This window comes from Kitasatospora phosalacinea (genome assembly GCF_030268885.1).
GTDB lineage: Bacteria > Actinomycetota > Actinomycetes > Streptomycetales > Streptomycetaceae > Kitasatospora > Kitasatospora phosalacinea_C.
This window is the reverse complement of record NZ_BSSA01000017.1, coordinates 43,249-59,320: the sequence shown is the minus strand read 5'-3', so window position 1 is coordinate 59,320 and position 16,072 is coordinate 43,249. Positions and strand designations below refer to the sequence as shown.

Annotated in this window: 12 protein-coding genes, 1 tRNA gene and 1 pseudogene; 6 read left to right on the top strand and 8 right to left on the bottom strand. The window is 74.3% G+C overall.

From position 1 onward, the window contains the following. Window positions 1–15: 15 nt before the first annotated feature. The gene (locus QSK52_RS23260; protein ID WP_285738069.1) at window positions 16–156 is read left to right on the top strand and encodes a hypothetical protein; all 141 of its coding nucleotides are present in this window, start codon (window positions 16–18) and stop codon (window positions 154–156) included. Here QSK52_RS23260 and gcl read toward each other — a convergent pair. Continuing rightward, window positions 146–1,927 (bottom strand): glyoxylate carboligase, encoded by a 1,782-nt coding sequence (gene gcl, locus QSK52_RS23255; protein ID WP_285738068.1) that lies wholly within the window; start codon window positions 1,925–1,927, stop codon window positions 146–148. The genes QSK52_RS23260 and gcl overlap by 11 nt on opposite strands. Before the next feature lie 277 nt (window positions 1,928–2,204). On the opposite strand from gcl, the gene QSK52_RS23250 reads away from it, so the two are divergent. Continuing rightward, window positions 2,205–2,855, top strand: coding sequence for an NAD(P)-dependent oxidoreductase (locus tag QSK52_RS23250; RefSeq protein WP_285738067.1), 651 nt, complete (start codon window positions 2,205–2,207; stop codon window positions 2,853–2,855). A gap of 66 nt (window positions 2,856–2,921) precedes the next feature. On the opposite strand, the gene QSK52_RS23245 is transcribed toward QSK52_RS23250, so the two are convergent. After that, on the bottom strand, window positions 2,922–4,481 hold the full coding sequence (locus tag QSK52_RS23245; RefSeq protein WP_285738066.1) for an APC family permease: 1,560 nt from the start codon (window positions 4,479–4,481) through the stop codon (window positions 2,922–2,924). Between the two features lie 315 nt (window positions 4,482–4,796). Here QSK52_RS23245 and QSK52_RS23240 point away from each other — a divergent pair, with 315 nt between their 5' ends. After that, window positions 4,797–6,155: an acyltransferase gene (locus QSK52_RS23240; RefSeq protein ID WP_285738065.1), complete on the top strand. Its 1,359-nt coding sequence runs from the start codon at window positions 4,797–4,799 to the stop codon at window positions 6,153–6,155. Between the two features lie 13 nt (window positions 6,156–6,168). On the opposite strand, the gene QSK52_RS23235 is transcribed toward QSK52_RS23240, so the two are convergent. Together QSK52_RS23235 and QSK52_RS23230 are read right to left on the bottom strand one after the other, a co-directional pair. Continuing rightward, the gene (locus tag QSK52_RS23235) at window positions 6,169–6,747 is read right to left on the bottom strand and encodes a flavoprotein (RefSeq protein ID WP_285738064.1); all 579 of its coding nucleotides are present in this window, start codon (window positions 6,745–6,747) and stop codon (window positions 6,169–6,171) included. Window positions 6,748–7,089: 342 nt separating this feature from the next. Further along, window positions 7,090–7,161, bottom strand: a tRNA-Val gene (locus tag QSK52_RS23230). Between the two features lie 177 nt (window positions 7,162–7,338). On the opposite strand from QSK52_RS23230, the gene QSK52_RS23225 reads away from it, so the two are divergent. Together QSK52_RS23225 and QSK52_RS23220 are read left to right on the top strand one after the other, a co-directional pair. Then, the gene (locus QSK52_RS23225) at window positions 7,339–8,598 is read left to right on the top strand and encodes a hypothetical protein (protein WP_435053330.1); all 1,260 of its coding nucleotides are present in this window, start codon (window positions 7,339–7,341) and stop codon (window positions 8,596–8,598) included. A gap of 37 nt (window positions 8,599–8,635) precedes the next feature. Next, window positions 8,636–8,854 (top strand): FmdB family zinc ribbon protein, encoded by a 219-nt coding sequence (locus QSK52_RS23220; protein WP_285738063.1) that lies wholly within the window; start codon window positions 8,636–8,638, stop codon window positions 8,852–8,854. Window positions 8,855–8,953: 99 nt separating this feature from the next. On the opposite strand, the gene QSK52_RS23215 is transcribed toward QSK52_RS23220, so the two are convergent. The 3 genes and pseudogenes from QSK52_RS23215 to QSK52_RS23205 form a co-directional block, all read right to left on the bottom strand. Continuing rightward, window positions 8,954–9,772, bottom strand: a complete 819-nt coding sequence (locus tag QSK52_RS23215; protein ID WP_285738062.1) for an HAD family hydrolase — start codon at window positions 9,770–9,772, stop codon at window positions 8,954–8,956. Between the two features lie 31 nt (window positions 9,773–9,803). Further along, a pseudogene (locus tag QSK52_RS23210) lies at window positions 9,804–12,325 on the bottom strand (phosphoribosyltransferase). A 262-nt stretch (window positions 12,326–12,587) separates the two neighbouring features. Next, a complete protein-coding gene (locus QSK52_RS23205) occupies window positions 12,588–13,760 on the bottom strand; it encodes an HpcH/HpaI aldolase/citrate lyase family protein (protein WP_285738061.1) in 1,173 nt (390 codons plus the stop codon). A 288-nt stretch (window positions 13,761–14,048) separates the two neighbouring features. Between QSK52_RS23205 and QSK52_RS23200 the strand changes: the two genes are divergently transcribed. Continuing rightward, on the top strand, window positions 14,049–15,167 hold the full coding sequence (locus QSK52_RS23200) for a TerD family protein (RefSeq protein WP_285738060.1): 1,119 nt from the start codon (window positions 14,049–14,051) through the stop codon (window positions 15,165–15,167). A gap of 82 nt (window positions 15,168–15,249) precedes the next feature. Here the strand turns inward: QSK52_RS23200 and QSK52_RS23195 are convergent, their stop codons facing one another. Further along, the gene (locus QSK52_RS23195; protein ID WP_435053329.1) at window positions 15,250–16,044 is read right to left on the bottom strand and encodes a TerD family protein; all 795 of its coding nucleotides are present in this window, start codon (window positions 16,042–16,044) and stop codon (window positions 15,250–15,252) included. Window positions 16,045–16,072 lie beyond the last annotated feature (28 nt).

The window sequence follows — 16,072 nt, the reverse complement described above, 5'->3', positions numbered from 1 at the left end:
CTCGGAGGTGCCACCGTGCTGCTCGTCGCCCTGATCGCCCTCGCCCTCGTCACCTGGTCCATCACCCACCTCGCCGCCCCGGCCCTGCTGGCGAGCCTCCTCGTGCTCGCGCTCTGGCTCACCGGCAGGGCCCTGCACCCGCGTTCTAGGCGTTGAGCGGGCGGATCGCGGTCGGGGCGTCGCCCGGGGCGGTGGCCAGCTCCTCCCACTCCACGACCTTGTCGATGTCCGCGGCGGCCATCGAGATGTTGGTGACGCGCTCCAGGATCGCCTCGACCACCACCGGGACGCGGAACTCGGCGGCCAGCTTCTTGGCCTCCTCGAACGCGGGCAGCAGGTCCTCGGGTCGGGTCACCCGGATCGCCTTGCAGCCCAGGCCCTCGGCGACCCGGACGTGGTCGACGCCGTAGACGCCCAGTTCGGGGGCGTTGACGTTCTCGAACTCCAGCTTGACCTGGAAGTCGATGTCGAAGTTGCGCTGCGCCTGCCGGATCAGCCCCAGGTAGGAGTTGTTGACCAGCACGTGCACGTACGGGATGCGGTGCTGGGCGCCGACCGCCAGCTCCTCGATCATGAACTGGAAGTCGTAGTCGCCGGAGAGCGCGACCACCTGCCCCTCCGGGTCGGCGGTGGCGACGCCGAGGGCGGCGGGGATGGTCCAGCCGAGCGGGCCGGCCTGGCCGCAGTTGATCCAGTGGCGGGGCTTGTAGACGTGCAGCATCTGGGCGCCCGCGATCTGCGAGAGGCCGATGGTGGTGACGTACCGGGTCTCGGGGCCGAAGGCGCGGTTCATCTCCTCGTAGACGCGCTGCGGCTTGAGCGGCACGTCGTCGAAGTGGGTCTTGCGCTGCAGCGCGGCCCGCCGCTCCTGGGTGCCGGCGGCCCACTCCCGGCGGTCCTTGAGCCGTCCGGCGGCGGCCAGTTCGCGGGCGACCTCCAGCAGCAGGACCAGGGCGGCCCGGGCGTCCGAGGCGATGCCCAGGTCGGGGGCGAAGATCTTGCCGATCTGGGTGGGCTCCACGTCGATGTGGACGAACTTCCGGCCCGCGGTGTAGACGTCCAGGCCGCCGGTGTGGCGGTTGGCCCAGCGGTTGCCGATGCCGAGCACGAAGTCGGAGGCGAGGAAGTTCTCGTTGCCGTAGCGGTGCGAGGTCTGCAGGCCGACCATGCCCGCGTTGAGCGCGTGGTCGTCGGGGACGACGCCCCAGCCCATCAGCGTCGGGACGACCGGGACGCCGGTCAACTCGGCGAACTCCAGCAGCAGTTCGGAGGCGTCCGCGTTGATGACGCCGCCGCCCGCCACGATCAGCGGCCGCTCGGACTCCTGGAGCAGCGCGATCGCCTTCTCGATCTGGACCCGGTTGGCGGCGGGCTTGTAGACCGGCAGCGGCTGGTACGCCTCGGGGTCGAACTCGATCTCGGTGAGCTGCACGTCGATCGGCAGGTCGATCAGGACCGGGCCGGGCCGGCCGGAGCGCATCAGGTGGAAGGCCTGCTGGAACACCCCGGGGACCTGTGCGGCCTCCAGCACGGTGGTGGCGGCCTTGGTGACCGGCTTGGCGATCGAGGCGATGTCGACGGCCTGGAAGTCCTCCTTGTGCAGCCGGGCGACGGGCGCCTGGCCGGTGATGCACAGGATCGGGATCGAGTCGGCGGTCGCCGAGTACAGGCCGGTGATCATGTCGGTGCCGGCCGGACCCGAAGTGCCGATGCAGACGCCGATGTTGCCCGCCTTCGCCCGGGTGTAGCCCTCGGCCATGTGCGAGGCGCCCTCGACGTGCCGGGCCAGGGTGTGCCGGATGCCGCCGGAGGCCTTGAGCGCGGCGTAGAAGGGGTTGATCGCGGCGCCGGGCACGCCGAACGCCACCTCGACGCCTTCGAGCTTGAGGATCTCCACGGCCGCGCGGGCGGCTGTCATGCGGGGCATCGGCTACTCCTACCGTCGACGCTTCTTCCACGATACGGAAGAATAGTTTTGTAATGCGAAAGCAAGCTAAGACGGCCGCGCCGGGGCCGTCAAGGTAGGTTTCAACAAAACGTTGCAGATCTGCCCGCCGAGACCGGCGGGCCGCCCCACCCGGCTGTCCGTTTTTCACCAGGACCTGTCGGCCCGGCACCTCGCCCACCTGCCCGCACCCACCGTACGGTCGAGCTGTCGACCGAAAACGCCAAGCGGCGAACCCACCAGAGGAGACACGACCACGATGAGCACCATCACCCTGTACGGCGCCACCGGCACCATCGGCTCCCGCGTGCTGGACGAGGCGCTGCGCCGCGGGCACACCGTGACCGCGGTGGTCCGCGACCCCGCGAAGCTGACGTTCACCCACCCCGCGCTGACCGTCGTGACCGGCGACGTGCTGGACCCGGCCTCGGTGGCCGACAGCGCCAAGGGCGCGGACGTGGTGGTCAGCGCGGTCGGCGGCGGCGACGGGCCGGGCCACCAGGCGCTGATCGAGCCGTCCTTCGAGTCGCTGGTGGCCGGGCTGCGCACGCTGGGCGCCGACGCGCCGCGGCTGGTCACGGTGGGCGGCGCGGGCTCGCTGCGCACCCCCGACGGCAAGCAGGTCTGGGACGCCGAGGGCCTGCCGGAGTTCCTGCTGCAGATCATGCACGCGCACGGCGACGCGCTGGACTACCTGCGCACCGTCACCGACCTGCGCTGGACCAACCTCTCCCCCGCGGGCACCATCGCCCCCGGCGAGCGCACCGGCACCTACCGCACCGCCCTGGAGGACCTGCTGATCGGCGCGGACGGCGAGAGCCGGATCTCCACCGAGGACTACGCGGTGGCGCTGCTGGACGAGGTCGAGGACCCGAAGCACATCGGCGAGCGCTTCACCGTCGCGTACTGAGCCCGCCACGGGACGCCGAAGGGCCCGGACCGCAGGTGCGGTCCGGGCCCTTCGCTCCTCCCCGGCTCAGTCGGGGATGACCAGGGCGGGGGTGTCCCGGGTGAGCACCTCGCCGCGGAAGAACGCCGGGCTGCGGCGCATCATCACGGCCATCACCACCAGGCCGAGGGCCAGCAGCCCGGCCCCGACCACGAACACCGAACCGACGCCGAACACCGAACTGCCGCTGCCGTACGAGGGGTCGACCATGTCGACCAGCGACTTGCCGAAGATCGCGGCCAGGGTGAGGCCGCCGAGCAGCGGGAAGACGCACTTGAGCAGCGCGTCGCGGACCGAGCGGCGCAGGTCGCGGCGGAAGTACCAGGCGCAGGCGAACGCGGTCAGCGAGTAGTAGAAGCAGATCATCAGCGTCAGCGCGGCGATGGTGTCGGCCAGCACGTGCGAGCTGACCAGGGTCATCACGGTGTAGAACGCGCCGGTGCCGACCCCGGCGGTGACGATCGCCCGGCCCGGGGTCCGGTGGCGCTCGTTGACGGTGGTGAAGGAGGCGGGCAGCGCCTCGTACACGCTCATCGCCAGCACGGTGCGGCTGACCGGGATGAAGGTGGTCTGCAGGCTCGCCGAGGCGGAGGCCAGCACGGCGACGAACAGCAGCACGCCCAGGCCGGTGCCCATCACCGGGCCGGCCAGCACCGCCAGCACGTTGGAGGAGGTCTCGGGGTTGCCGAGGCCGGTGCCGGTGGTGCCGACGCCCGCGTACATCTGCACCGCGACGGCGGTGAACAGGTAGGAGCCGACCAGCACCGCCATGGCCAGCATCGCGGCCCGGCCGGGGGTCTTCTCGCTGCCGCCGGTCTCCTCGTTGGCGCTCAGGCAGGCGTCCCAGCCCCAGTACATGAACAGCGACAGCGACAGGCCCGCCACGAAGGAGGTGAAGGAGCTGGCCTGGAACGGGTCGAGCCAGCTCCAGGAGAAGTCCAGCGAACCGGCCGCGCCGTGGCCGGCGGCCTTGACGATCGCCATCACGCCGAACAGGCCGAGGACGGCGAGCTGCAGCCCGACCAGGGCGTACTGGACGCCCTTGGTGGCGGTCATGCCGCGGTAGCTGATCATGGTGGCCACCGCGATCAGCGCCAGGCAGGTGGCCACGTGGACCAGCTTGTTCCCGTTGAGCGCGGCGACCGAGTCGCTGCGGGTGATCTCGCCCAGCAGCAGGTACAGGTACTCGGTGGCGACGCCCGCGAGGTTGGACAGCACGATGATCGTCGCGATCACCAGCCCCCAGCCGCACATCCAGCCGACCTTGGGGCCGAACGCCTTGACCGTCCAGGTGAACGAGGTGCCGCTGTCCGGGATCTCCTTGTTCAGCTCCCGGTAGGCGAAGGCCACCAGCATCATCGGCAGGAAGCCGGCCAGGAAGAGCGCCGGCATCTGCAGGCCGACCGCGGCCACCGTGGTGCCCAGGGTGGTGGTCAGGCAGTACACCGGGGCGACGGTGGACACGCCGATCACCGCGTTGCCGAGCAGGCCCACCGAGTTGCTGTCGAGGCCCTTGGAGCGGACGCCCCCCGAGGGTTGGGCGCCGGGGGCTTCGTCGACGCCCGGGCGGTTGTGGAGCTGAACCATGCCGGAACCGTAGCTCCCACTGTTTCCGCAGCGAGCCCAGGTCGAAGCCGGGGAGAAACCTGGGTTTCATCGAAGTGATACGGTATCTTTCCGTTGATTGCATGATCTTTTGACGCTATAAGCCTTCGTTTCGGCCTTGCGGGCCGCTCCTCACTCGGGGACGAAAACCGCACATCACCCGGTTTCCGCCTTTTCGGGCACGAGTATGAGAAACGCCACATAGCCCCTCGAACCGGAACCGGTCGTTCGGGCACCTCTGGTTCCCCCGGCCGCGGCGCCCTATCGTTCCCCCGTCGATCCGGGGAGGGGACCTGCATGGCCGGCACACTGGCGTCCGACACCGAGACCCGCACCGTCCGGGCCGGGCGCCCGGGCGGACCGTCCGGGCCCGGGCCCGTCCGCTGCTCCGTCGGCGACCTGCTCCTCGCCGACCTGCCCGTCTCCGTGGTCCTCTTCCACGCGCAGCCGCTCGACCCCGACGCCCTCGCCGCCGGACTCGCCCGCGCCCTGGAGCGGCTCCCCGAGTTCGCCGGACGGCTGCGCACCGACGACCGCGGCGACCTGTGGATCGACCCCGACGACAGCGGCGTCCCCTTCACCGTCGCCGACGCCCCGTACACCCTCACCGAGGCCCTCGACCGGATGGTGCTGCCCAACAGCGGCCTGGTCGACCACGTCCGCGCCGCCGAGGCCCGCCGCGCACCGCTGCCGCTGCTCACCGTCCGGCTCAACCGGCTCGCCGACGGCACCTGCGCGCTCGGCGTCTCCTGGCACCACGCCGTCGGCGACATGCAGACCTTCGCCCTGCTGGTGCGCACCTGGTCCGCCTGCACCGAGGGCACCGAACCGCCCGAACCCGTCCGCGCGCCCGACCGCGACCTCCACCTCGACGCCCACCTCCCCGCCGCGGACTGCGGCACCCCCTCCCTGCGCCTGCCCGACCCGGCCGAGGCCGCCGAACTGCGCCGCGCCGTCGCCGCCGCCGGGCTCGCCAACCGCACCGTCCAGATCTGGTTCTCCCCCGCCGAGACCGAGCGCCTGCGCGCCGCCCACAGCGCCGAGGCCGGGCGCCGCCTCTCCACCAACGACGCCCTCTGCGCCCACCTGCTGCACGTCCTGCGCGAGGTCGACGGCGCGGGCGACGAGGAGCAGACCCTCACCGTGCCGGTCAACCTCCGCCGCGTCCTCGGCCTGCCCGACACCACCCTCGGCAACCTGCTCGGCGAGATCCGCCTCCCCTACCGGCCCGGCACCCCGCCCGCCCGGTACGCCGCCGAACTGCGCACCGCCGTCGAGGAGTTCACCGAGAAGCACCTCAGCGTCCGGAGCAACCTGCGCTTCCTCGAACGGATCGGCCGCGACCGGGCCGCCGCCTGCCTCCCGGTCGGCTTCGACCCGTCCCGCCGCACCCTCACCCTCTCCAACTGGTGCCGCCTCGGCCTCCAGGACCTCCCCCTCGCCGGGCAGCGCCCCCTCGCCTTCAGCCCCGCCGCCACCCTCCAACTCCCCTGGACCTCCTGGCTCGTCGAGGGCCCCCGCGGCGAGGGCCACCTCTACACCCTCGTCCTCCCCGCCCGCACCGCCGCCCGGCTCCGCGGCGCGGCCGCCCTGCTCCACCCGCACCGCACCCCCGCCGACCCGGGCCCGGCCGTCGCCCCGCGCAAGCTCCTCTGACCCCGTCCGCCGCTCACCGCGCCCGCCCCTCACCGCGCCGCCGAGCCTCCAGCGCCCGGTCGACCGCGTCCAGCGCGACGTCCCACGGGTAGGGGGCGGCCGCGCCGGGCTCGTTCGGGACGAAGGCGCCCTCGCCGAACAGGACCTGGACGCCCGCCTCGCGCAGCGCGGCCAGGCTGCGCGGGAACTGGGGGTGGGCGGCCAGGGCCGTGTTCACGCAGGGCATCAGCAGGACCGGGACGCCCCTGCCGACCGCCTCCGCCGCGTAGCCCGCCACCCAGGACGACGTCAGGCCCAGCGCCAGGGCGTTGACCGAGTTGAAGGTCGCCGGGGCGAACAGCACCGCGTCGGCGGGCGGCAGCACGTCCGGCTGCCCCGGCCGCCGGTACGCGGACTTCACCGGATGCCCGGTCAGCTCCTCCACCTCAGGCACCTGCGCCGCCAGCCACTCCCGCGCCACCGGCGTCAGCCCCACCGCCACGTCCCACCCCCGCCCCAGCCCGGCCCGCACCGCCCCGCCGATCCCGGACACCACGCCCGCCCCCGACCCGAACAGGTACACCACCGGCCGCCCGGCCCCCGCGTCTGCCATGCCGCCATGCAACCGGCTCCGCCCCCGCCCGCGCAACGCAAGAACCTGGAACTCCTTGCCCGGAAGGCGGTCGAAGCCCGTGCTCCACCAGTGGTCCTCCTCGCTGACTGCCAGGGGACCGCGCGCTTCGAGGTACGTGCGGAGTCGTTCGGTGCCACCGTCGTGCCGACGAGCATCGCGGAGTGCCCCCGAGCTGTGGGCCCTCGGTGGTCACCGGCGGTTCGGACCGATGGCATCCGCCTCGGGACGTTCCGGGTCACCGACGCGCGCCGCAGGCGCACCACAACGTCGAAGGCCCCTTCCCCCGAGGGGTGAAAGGGCCTCTGACCTGCATCTCCAGTGTGGGCGCAGACGGTTTCGAACCGCCGACATCCGCCTTGTAAGGGCGGCGCTCTACCGCTGAGCTATGCGCCCTCGCCGAAGTGGACCGGCGCGGCCGGTCACACGACGAGTGGACAGACTACCCGGTCCGGGGAGTGCTGTGCCGCCCCTGTCCGACGGGGGAGACGGACGGGGGGTGCCGGGTGGGGCGGGTGATCGGCAAGAATGGCGGAGGAAGCGGCGGGACGGATCCGGAGCAGGGAGCGCGTGGTGAGGGTGGCCGGCGGCGGTGGCGGGGGTCGGGGCGGCTGGTGGGGCGGCGGCCGCCGGGACGGCGCGCGCGCGGACGCCAGGGCGGCCCGGGAGGCGGCCCAGGAGTCGTTCTACGAGCTGGACTCGGCCCAGCGCGACGCGCTGCTCGCCGTGGAGACCGTGAAGTCCGCGGGCGAGCCCGCCACCGCCCGCCGGGTGGAGCAGGAGTTCGCGGACCTGACCGCCCGGATCGACCAGGTCACCGTCGCGTACCTGGGCGCGCTGGACTCGGTCGACCTGGAGTCCGCGGAGGCCGACCCGGGGGCCGTCGCCCGGGCCAGGCAGCAGCTCGACCAGGCCAAGCGCGAACTGGACGCCAAGCGCGCCGAGCTCGGCGCATTCGTCGGCCGCCTGCAGCCGGTCCTCGACCACGCCGAGGCCCAGCTGATCCGGGTCACGCCCGCCGTCGAACGGGCCAAGCAGGCGCTGCTCGCGGCGACCACCGCCCTGGAGCAGGCGCGCGGCGCGGGCCTGCGGGCGGACGACCTGGCGACCCGGCTGGCCGAGCTCGCGCCCGAGCTGACCAGGCTGAACCAGGGCGTCTCCCAGCACGGCGTGCCCGCCACCCTGCAGCGGGCCGAGGACGTCGCCCGGCGGGCCGAGGCCGTCCGGGCCGAGGCCGCGCAGCTCCCGGAGCGGGCCGCGGAGATCGACCGCCGGATCGCCTCGCTGCGCACCCGCATCGACGCCCTGGAGAACCGGGCCCACACCGTCGACCCGGCGCTCAGCGAGCTGCGCCGCCGGTTCTCGACCGCCTGCTGGCAGGACCTCCAGCAGGTGCCCGCGCAGACCGCCGACGCCGTCCGCACCGCCCGGGCCAAGCTGACCGAGGCGGGCCGGGCCCGCGACGAGCAGCGCTGGGCGGACGCGACGGCGGCGATCGGCACCGTGCGTGCGCTGCTGGACACCGCGGGCGGTTCGGTCACCGCGGTCAACGAGCGGCTGCAGCAGCTCAACGAGGTGCAGCACGACCCGCACCGGGAGATCGAGCGGGCCCGGTTCGCGATCCGCGACGCCCAGCGCCTGGCGATGGCCGGGCGGCAGGCCCCCGACCCGCGCCACGCCGGGCCGCTCGACGCCGCGGTGGGCCGCCTGGACCGAGCCGTCGCCGCGCTGGAGGAGTCCGGTCGGCACCCCGACTACTGGCGCTTCCTGACCGAACTCGCCGCCGTCCGGGAGACCGCGGCCGAAGTGGTCACGATGATCCGCGGCCACTGACCCGTTCCCGGGCGACCCCCTGGGTACCCTGCTCGGTATGCCTCGTTACGACTTCCGCTGCCGCTCCTGCGGCGCCACCTTCGAGCTCAATCGCCCGATGGCCCGGGCCAACGACCCGGCCACCTGCCCCGAGGGGCACGCCGACACCGTCAAGCTGCTCTCCACCGTCGCCGTCACCGGCGCGAAGACCTCCGCGGCCCCGGCCGCCGGCGGTGGGGGTGGCGGCGGCTGCTGCGGCGGGGGCTGCTGCGGCTGATACCGGGCGCACGCACCGGGCGGCGACGCGGACGCCCACCGGTCCACGCTCCGGTCGCGCTCCGGACGCGGTGCGGGGCCCGGCCCCTCGGGCCCCGCGTCAGCCGAGGTGCTTGAGCATCTGCCGGAGGATCTCCTCCCCCGCGCCGACCCCGGTCTCGGTGAGCGCGGTGACGCCCTCCGCCGTCCAGCCGGTCTCGGCGAGCTCGCCGTGGCCGGGGCGCCAGGCGAGGTCCGCGGCGAGGAGGAGTTCGGCGTCGAGCAGGGAGTCGCCCGCCGCCAGGACGGTCCCGGCGCCGCTGCGCCGCCGCACCTCCGCCAGGGCGGCGCCCTTGGAGAGCGGGGCGGGGACGGCGTAGACCTTGCGGCCCTGGAGGGAGACCGTCCAGCCGCGTTCGGCGCACCAGGCGGTGAGGTCGTCGACCCAGCCGGGCGGGAGCTCGGCGCGTTCGACGACCAGGTAGACGAAGAGCTCGTCGGCGACGCGCCGCTTGTGGGTCCACTCGGGGTCGGCGGTGAGGGCGAGGTGCTCGACGACCCGGGCGAGCGGGGCGCTCTCCGCGTCGAGGCGGGTGCGGACCTCCCGCTGCCAGTCCTGGTCGGGGCGGCCGTCGACGAGCAGGTGGCCGCCGTTGGCGCAGACCGCGTACGGCGGGATCCAGTCGGCGGTGGGGCCGGGGAGGTGGATCCGCTCGTACTGGGCGCGGGTGCGGGTGGTGACGGGGACGACCGGGGCCCGGTCCGCGATCTCGGCGAGCAGGGCGGCGGCCTGCTCGGTCATGAAGGAGAGCGCCCGGCCGTCGTGCACCTCCACCGCGAGCAGCCGCGGGGCGAGCCGGTCGGGCACGTCCAGGGCGAGGGCGCGGTTGGAGTAGACGAGGGTGCGGTCGAGGTCGCTGGCGACCAGGAACTGCGGCACGGGCGGGGTCTCCTTCGTTCGGGGGCGGGGGTCAGGTGTGGACGGCGGTGCCGTCCGCGCCGGTGGCGCCGCGGGTGTAGCGCGGGTGGATGAGGCCGACGCAGGTGTACGGCAGCTCGTCGGTCTCCTCGACCGGGACGCCGCGCTGCTCGGCCAGCAGCCGGACGTGGTCGAGGTCGGCCCCGGCGCCGCGGCGGGCGAGGATGCGCCAGGGGACGCGGCGCAGCAGGACGCGGGTGGTCTCGCCGACGCCGGGCTTGACCAGGTTGACGCTGTCGATGCCGTACTCGGCGCTGATCCGCTCGACGGCGGCCCAGCCCTCCCAGGTGGGGGTGCGGTCGGTGGCGGCGAGTCGGGCGGTCTCGGCGGCGACCGCGTCGGCCACGGCCGGGAAGGCGGCGGCGACGGCGTCGACGAACTGGCGGGAGACGTCGGCCCCGGCGAGCTCGCGGTAGAACTTGGCGCCGTGGAACTCGTCCGGTCCGATCAGGTCGGCGCGCAGCACGGTGCGGGAGACCAGGCCGGAGACGGTGGAGTTGAGGCAGGCGGAGGGGATCAGGAAGTCGTCGCGGGTGCCGTAGGTGCGCACGCAGCCGCCGGGGTCGGCGAGGACGGCGAGCTCGGGGTCGAAGCCGGTGCCGGCCAGGGCCTGTTCGAGTTCGCGGGTGATGGCGCCCTTGCCCGTCCAGCCGTCGACGAAGACGACGTCGGCGGGGCGGTGGTGGGCGGCGAGGTGGCGCAGGGCGACCTGGTCGATGCCGCGGCCGCGGACGATGGAGACGGTGTAGTGCGGCACGTCCAGGCCGTGGGCGTGGGCGAGCCACCGGCGGATCAGGATGCCGACGGGGGTGCCGGCCCGGGCGAGCGAGGCGAGCACCAGCTGCGGGCCGCGTTCGCGCAGCAGCGTCTCGGCGACGGTGCCGACGGCGGTGGCCAGGCGGGTCGCGGAGGCGTCGAGGGCGGTGTGGAAGAGCTGCTGGTAGGCGGCGCTGGGCTGGTACTCGACGGGCAGCGACTCGGCGTAGTGGGCGCCGCCGGACTGCACGGCCTCCTCGCGCTCCTCGGTGGGCGCTTCGAGGTGGACGTCGGAGAGGTCCTTGAGCAGCCAGGTGACGTCGGCGGCCGGGTAGCTGGAGAAGGCCGGGCCGTGCAGCGGGCGGGCGGTGGGCGGGGCGGTGCGTGCGGTCATGCTGGGTGCCTTCGACGGGTACGGGGTCATGCTCGGGCAGCGGGGCGTCGGGCGGGTGGCGCGGGACGGTACGACGGGAGAACGGCGAGCACCACCCGGTCGGTGGTGGTGCGCAGGGCGGGCAGCAGGGCGTCGGGGCCGTGGTGCAGGGCGGGGGTGTCGGCCGGGTCGTCGACGACCAGGACGACGGTGTCGAAGCGGCGGGCGGGGTCGGCGCCGGGGGCGACGTTGTAGGCGTAGCGCTCGGTGGAGCGGTCGGCGGGGGCGTCGTGGGCGGTGAAGGCGAGCCGGGTGCGGATGGCGTAGCCGGGGTCGTCCAGGGCGAACACCGGGGAGCGGGTGGTGGTGGAGAAGCGCACCTCGGCGTCGGGCAGGGCCTGCTGCAGGGCTCCGGCGAGCCTGAGCGGGGCGTACATGAGCTCCTCGCAGCCGAGCACCAGGACCCGGCCGGGGCGGGGGCCGACGGCGGCGGCGAGGCGGGCGCCGAGGGCGGGCAGGACGGCGTCGAGGCGGCGGCGGTGGGCGGGGGTGAAGCCGTGGCGGCCGCCGTCGGGCAGGTCGGCGGGCCAGGGCAGGTCGAGCCGGGTGAGCTCGCCGGGCGGGCCGGTCGGGGCCGGTGGGGCGGGGGCGGCCGCGATCAGCTCCCCGGCCCGCTCCAGCACGTCCGTCGGCAGTTCGACGCCGCCCGCGGCGGTGGCGACCAGGTCGAGGCGGGCGCCGAGTTCGGCGGCGGCGACGCGCAGGCGCTCGCGGTCGGCGGGGGTGCGCAGGTCGACCAGGGCGACGGCGACGTACCGCTCGCGCGGGTGGGCGGCGTGCAGGGCGCGGATGGTGTTGATGACGGTGGTGCCGGTGGAGAACTCGTCGTCGACCAGCACCAGCGGGCCGTCCCCGGCCAGCAGCAGCGGGTCCTCGGGGAGCAGCAGGTGGCTGGTGGCGTGCGAGTGCTCCTCCTCGAAGCCGCCGACCGGGGCGACGCCGGGGACGGGGCGGCGGGTGGAGTGCAGGTAGGGGGCGTCGAGGCCGTCGGCGACGCTGTGCCCGAGGGCGGTGGCGGTCTCGGCGTAGCCGAGCACGACGGCGTGCGCGGCGTCCTCGGGGCCGAGCAGTTCGGCGACCCGGCGGCCGAGGTCGAGCCCGGCGCCGTGCACCGTCGCGGGCCGCTGCGGGACGTGCTTGCCCAGCACCCGGGAGACCAGCAGGTGGGCGCGCTTGGGGTTGACCCGCAGCGCGAGGCCGATCAGCCCGGCCAGTTCGGGCCCGCCGGTCAGGCGCAGGCCGAGCCGGTCGGTGACCCACTGGCCCGGCCAGGGTTCGGCCCCGACGGGCCCGGGGGTGGCGGTGGCGGTGGTGTCGGCGGTCATCGGGGCTCCTCTCGACGAGCGAGGCGGCGGTACGGGCGGGCGGTGCGAAGGCGGCGCGGAGGCGGGGCGGACGGTACAGGTGGTGCAGGTGGTGCCAGTGGGACGGACGCGACCGCACGGCCGTGCGGTTCGATGTCGAGCGTACGGGGCGTCCCGGGGCACCCGGATCAGCCGACCGGCCAGGAAGACGGCGCCGTCCGACCGACCGGCCCATCGGCCGATCGGTTGACCCGCCGTCAACGACCGCCCGCGCCGGGGGCGTTCAGCCGATGCAGGCGGACAGCAGCTCCGCGAAGGTGACCTCGGGCCGGGCGACGCCGAACACCTCGGCGCGCAGCAGCACCCGCTCGGCCCAGGCCCGGTGCGGCTTGGCCTCGTTCATCTTGTTGGTGTAGGCGGAGCGGCTGACCCCGCCGCCGCCGCGGTGCTGCTGCAGGATGTCCCGGGCGTCGCAGAGCTCCTCGTGGGTGACCACGGACAGCGCGTGCACGGCGGCGACGTGGCTGGGGTGGATGCAGGTCTTGCCGAGCAGCCCGTTGGCCCGGTCGAGTTCGATCTCCCGGATCAGCCCGTCCAGGTCGTGCTCGATCAGCCGCTGGCGGACCCGGTCGGCGGGCGGGGTGACCTCGGTGAACGGGGTGCGGCGCAACTGGGGCTTGAACATCCGCTCCTGGAGCGGGAAGTACTCCCAGACCGGCCCGGTGACGGTGTGCCCGGTGCCGTCGGCCCGGCCGAGCACGTTGACCACGTCCCCGATCACCCCGGCCACCAGGGCGACGTCGTAGGCGGTCAGGTCGGGCGAGCGGCGCAGCCCGTACGCGGAGCACAGGTCGGTGACGCCGAGCCGGACGGCCAGGACGCGGGCGCGGTGCTTGTCGAGCAGCCGGGCGATGCCGTGCAGCTGCTCGCGGCGGCTCTCCAGGTGGGCGAGTTCGGGCGATTCGAGCACCGGCATGACGAACAGCCGCTGCCCGCTGCGCTCCTCGGCGGCGGTCAGCGCCTCCAGGAAGGGCAGGCCGCTGTCCTCGGTGAACTTGGGCACCACGAAGCCGCTGAGCAGCCGCAGCGCGGGGCCGAGCCGCCGGGCGAGGTCGGTGATCTGCTCGGCGGCCCGGACCCGGACGAACAGCAGCGGCAGTTCGGCGTCGGCGCCCTGCTCGGCGAGGTCGGTGAGCTGCTCCACCAGGTTCCGCTCGGCGCCGTCGACCTCGTGGTCGGCGATCGCGTCCTCCAGGCAGAGCACCATGGAGACCACGCCGCGGGCGGCCTGCCTGCGGACGTCGCGGGCCAGCGTGGGCCGGGTGGCGGGGCTGTAGAGCGTGGCGCCGAGGGCGGTGGCGAGGACGGCCGCCTCGCTGTCGCGGTCGAAGGCGGCGGGCTGCTCGTGAAAGAGCCGACTGCGGACGTCGTCCGCGAGATGCCCGAAGTGGCGCAAGGTGCTCTCCCGCTGTGGTCTGGTGGGCCCGCCGGGGCGGGAACGGCTGACGCCTCTCTGTCCATGGGACGGTCGGCGCCGCCGGAAAGTTCGCCGGGACGCCGGCGCCGTCGTGGAGGTGGGGAGCACCGGGGCCGTTGGCCGCTTATCGTACGACCGGATGACCTCGACGAAAGAGTTCGAAACATCGAATTCTCGCAAGATTGTCGGCCCCGTCATCAGCCGCCCCGCCACGCCGCCGCGCCCCGCGTTGTCCCGGGCCCCCGACAGGCGGCAGGATGGTGCGCCATGACGCACGTGATGGCCAAGGGCGCCAACATCCCGCTGACGGTTCCCGCCGTCCGTGCCGTCCTGCAGTGGACGGACACCCCGGGCATCCCGGACGTGGACGCCTCGGCGCTGCTGCTGACCGAGCGCGGCAAGGTCCGCGACGACTCGGACTTCGTGTTCTACAACCAGCCGCGGCACCCGTCCGGCCTGGTCCGGCACCTGCCCAAGCAGGTCGCGGACGGGTCGGTGCTGGACGGGCTGGAGATCGACCTGGCCCAACTGCCCGCCGAGGTCGACCGGGTGGTGCTGGCCGGTTCCGCGGAGGGCGGCGCCTTCCCCGCCGTGCCCGACCTGCGGGTGCTGCTGTTCGACGCGGCCGCGCCCGCCGGGGCGCCCGCGCTGGCCGAGTTCGTGGTCGACGAGGGCGAGCAGGTGACCGCGCTGGTCGCCGCCGAGCTCTACCGGCGCTCCGGCGGCTGGAAGTTCCGCGCGGTCGGCCAGGGCTACGCGGACGGGCTGGTCGCGCTGGCCACGGACTTCGGCATCGCGGTCGAGGACGCGGACGACGACGACCGGGGCGGCTCCGCGGTCGACCTGACCGACCACAGCGGGGACCCGCGCGTCCCCGCCCGGGCCCCGCAGGCCCGGCCGCAGCAGCCCGCGCCGCTCCCGGTCGACGAGGACGACTGGACGATCGCCCCGGCAGCACCCCTGCCGACCCCGGCCCCGGCCGCCGAACAGCCCGCCCCCGAGCCCCAGCAGGCCCGGCCCGCCCAGCCCCCGGCCGCACCGGTCACCGCCCCGCCGCCCCCGCCCGCGCTGCCGCCGACCGTCCACCACGCCCAGCAGGCCGGCGGCTACGGCTACCCGCAGCAGCAGCCGGGCTACGGCTACCCGCCGCCCCAGCAGCCCCCGCACCAGCCCGGCGGTTACGGCTACCCGCAGCCCGCCGCCGCCCCGGGCTACGGCTACCCCCAGCAGCCCCCGGCGCAGCCCCAGCCGCAGCCCCAGGGTTACGGCTACCCCCAGCAGCAGCCCCCGGCCCAGCCGCAGCCCCCGCAGCCCCGGCCCCCGCAGCAGCAGTCCGGTCCGCCGTTCGCGCTGCCGCCGCAGGGCCCGCAGTTCCAACCCCGCTGACCCCGGGCCCCGCCGCCGTCCGCTCCCGCCCCCGCCGTCCGTCCGCCGCTGCCGATCACCGGTCACCGGCCGGGCCGGTGCGTCAACTCCCGGGCTCGGCGGGGGCGGCGGGCGTCTTGTAGCCGCGCTCCCACTGCATGCCGAAGCCGTACAGCCGGTCCAGGTCGGACTGGAACCCGTGCACGTACCGCACCTCGCGCCGGATCGTCAGCTTGCCCTCGCCGTCGTTCTCGATCAGCACCACCGCGCACGAACGGGCCGCCGGGGCGCGCTCGTCGAGCTTGATCTCGATCCGCGGACCGCTCTGCGGGACGATGGTGACCACGGCGTGGGTGCGGTCGAAGGCCGGGGTGTCGTCGTAGATGTAGACGAAGATCAGCAGCCGCTTGAACTGGTCCTTCTTCTCCAGGTTGATGTGCATGGTCTCGCCGGAGGGCGCACCGGACACGTCGTCGCCGGAGAGCTTGATGTAGGGCGGCCGGTTGAGGTCGCCGAACAGCCGGCCGAGCGGTTGCACCACGCCCCGGGTGCCGTCGGCGAGTTCGTACATGCAGGCCAGGTCGAGGTCGACGCTCACCGGTGCGGACCCGGCGGTGGCCGGGGCCAGCGGGCGCAGGATGCGCGGGTCGAAGAAGCGGCGCAGCGCGCTGCCCGCGCCGGGGGCCTCGGCGGTGCGGGTCGACCAGTGCAGGTTGATGTACAGGTAGCCGGTGGTGGCCGCGGAGCCGGTGATGGCGTGCTGCGGATGGGACTTGGTCAGCGTGACCTTGAACTGCCCTCCGGTGTCGAAGCTGTCGTTGCGGTCCCCTTTCAGGAACTCCCACACCGAGACCATCGTGTCCTCCCCCAGCACCGGTACCTTCTCGAACTCTCCCATACCCACCCGGCGGGTCCTGAGTCAACGT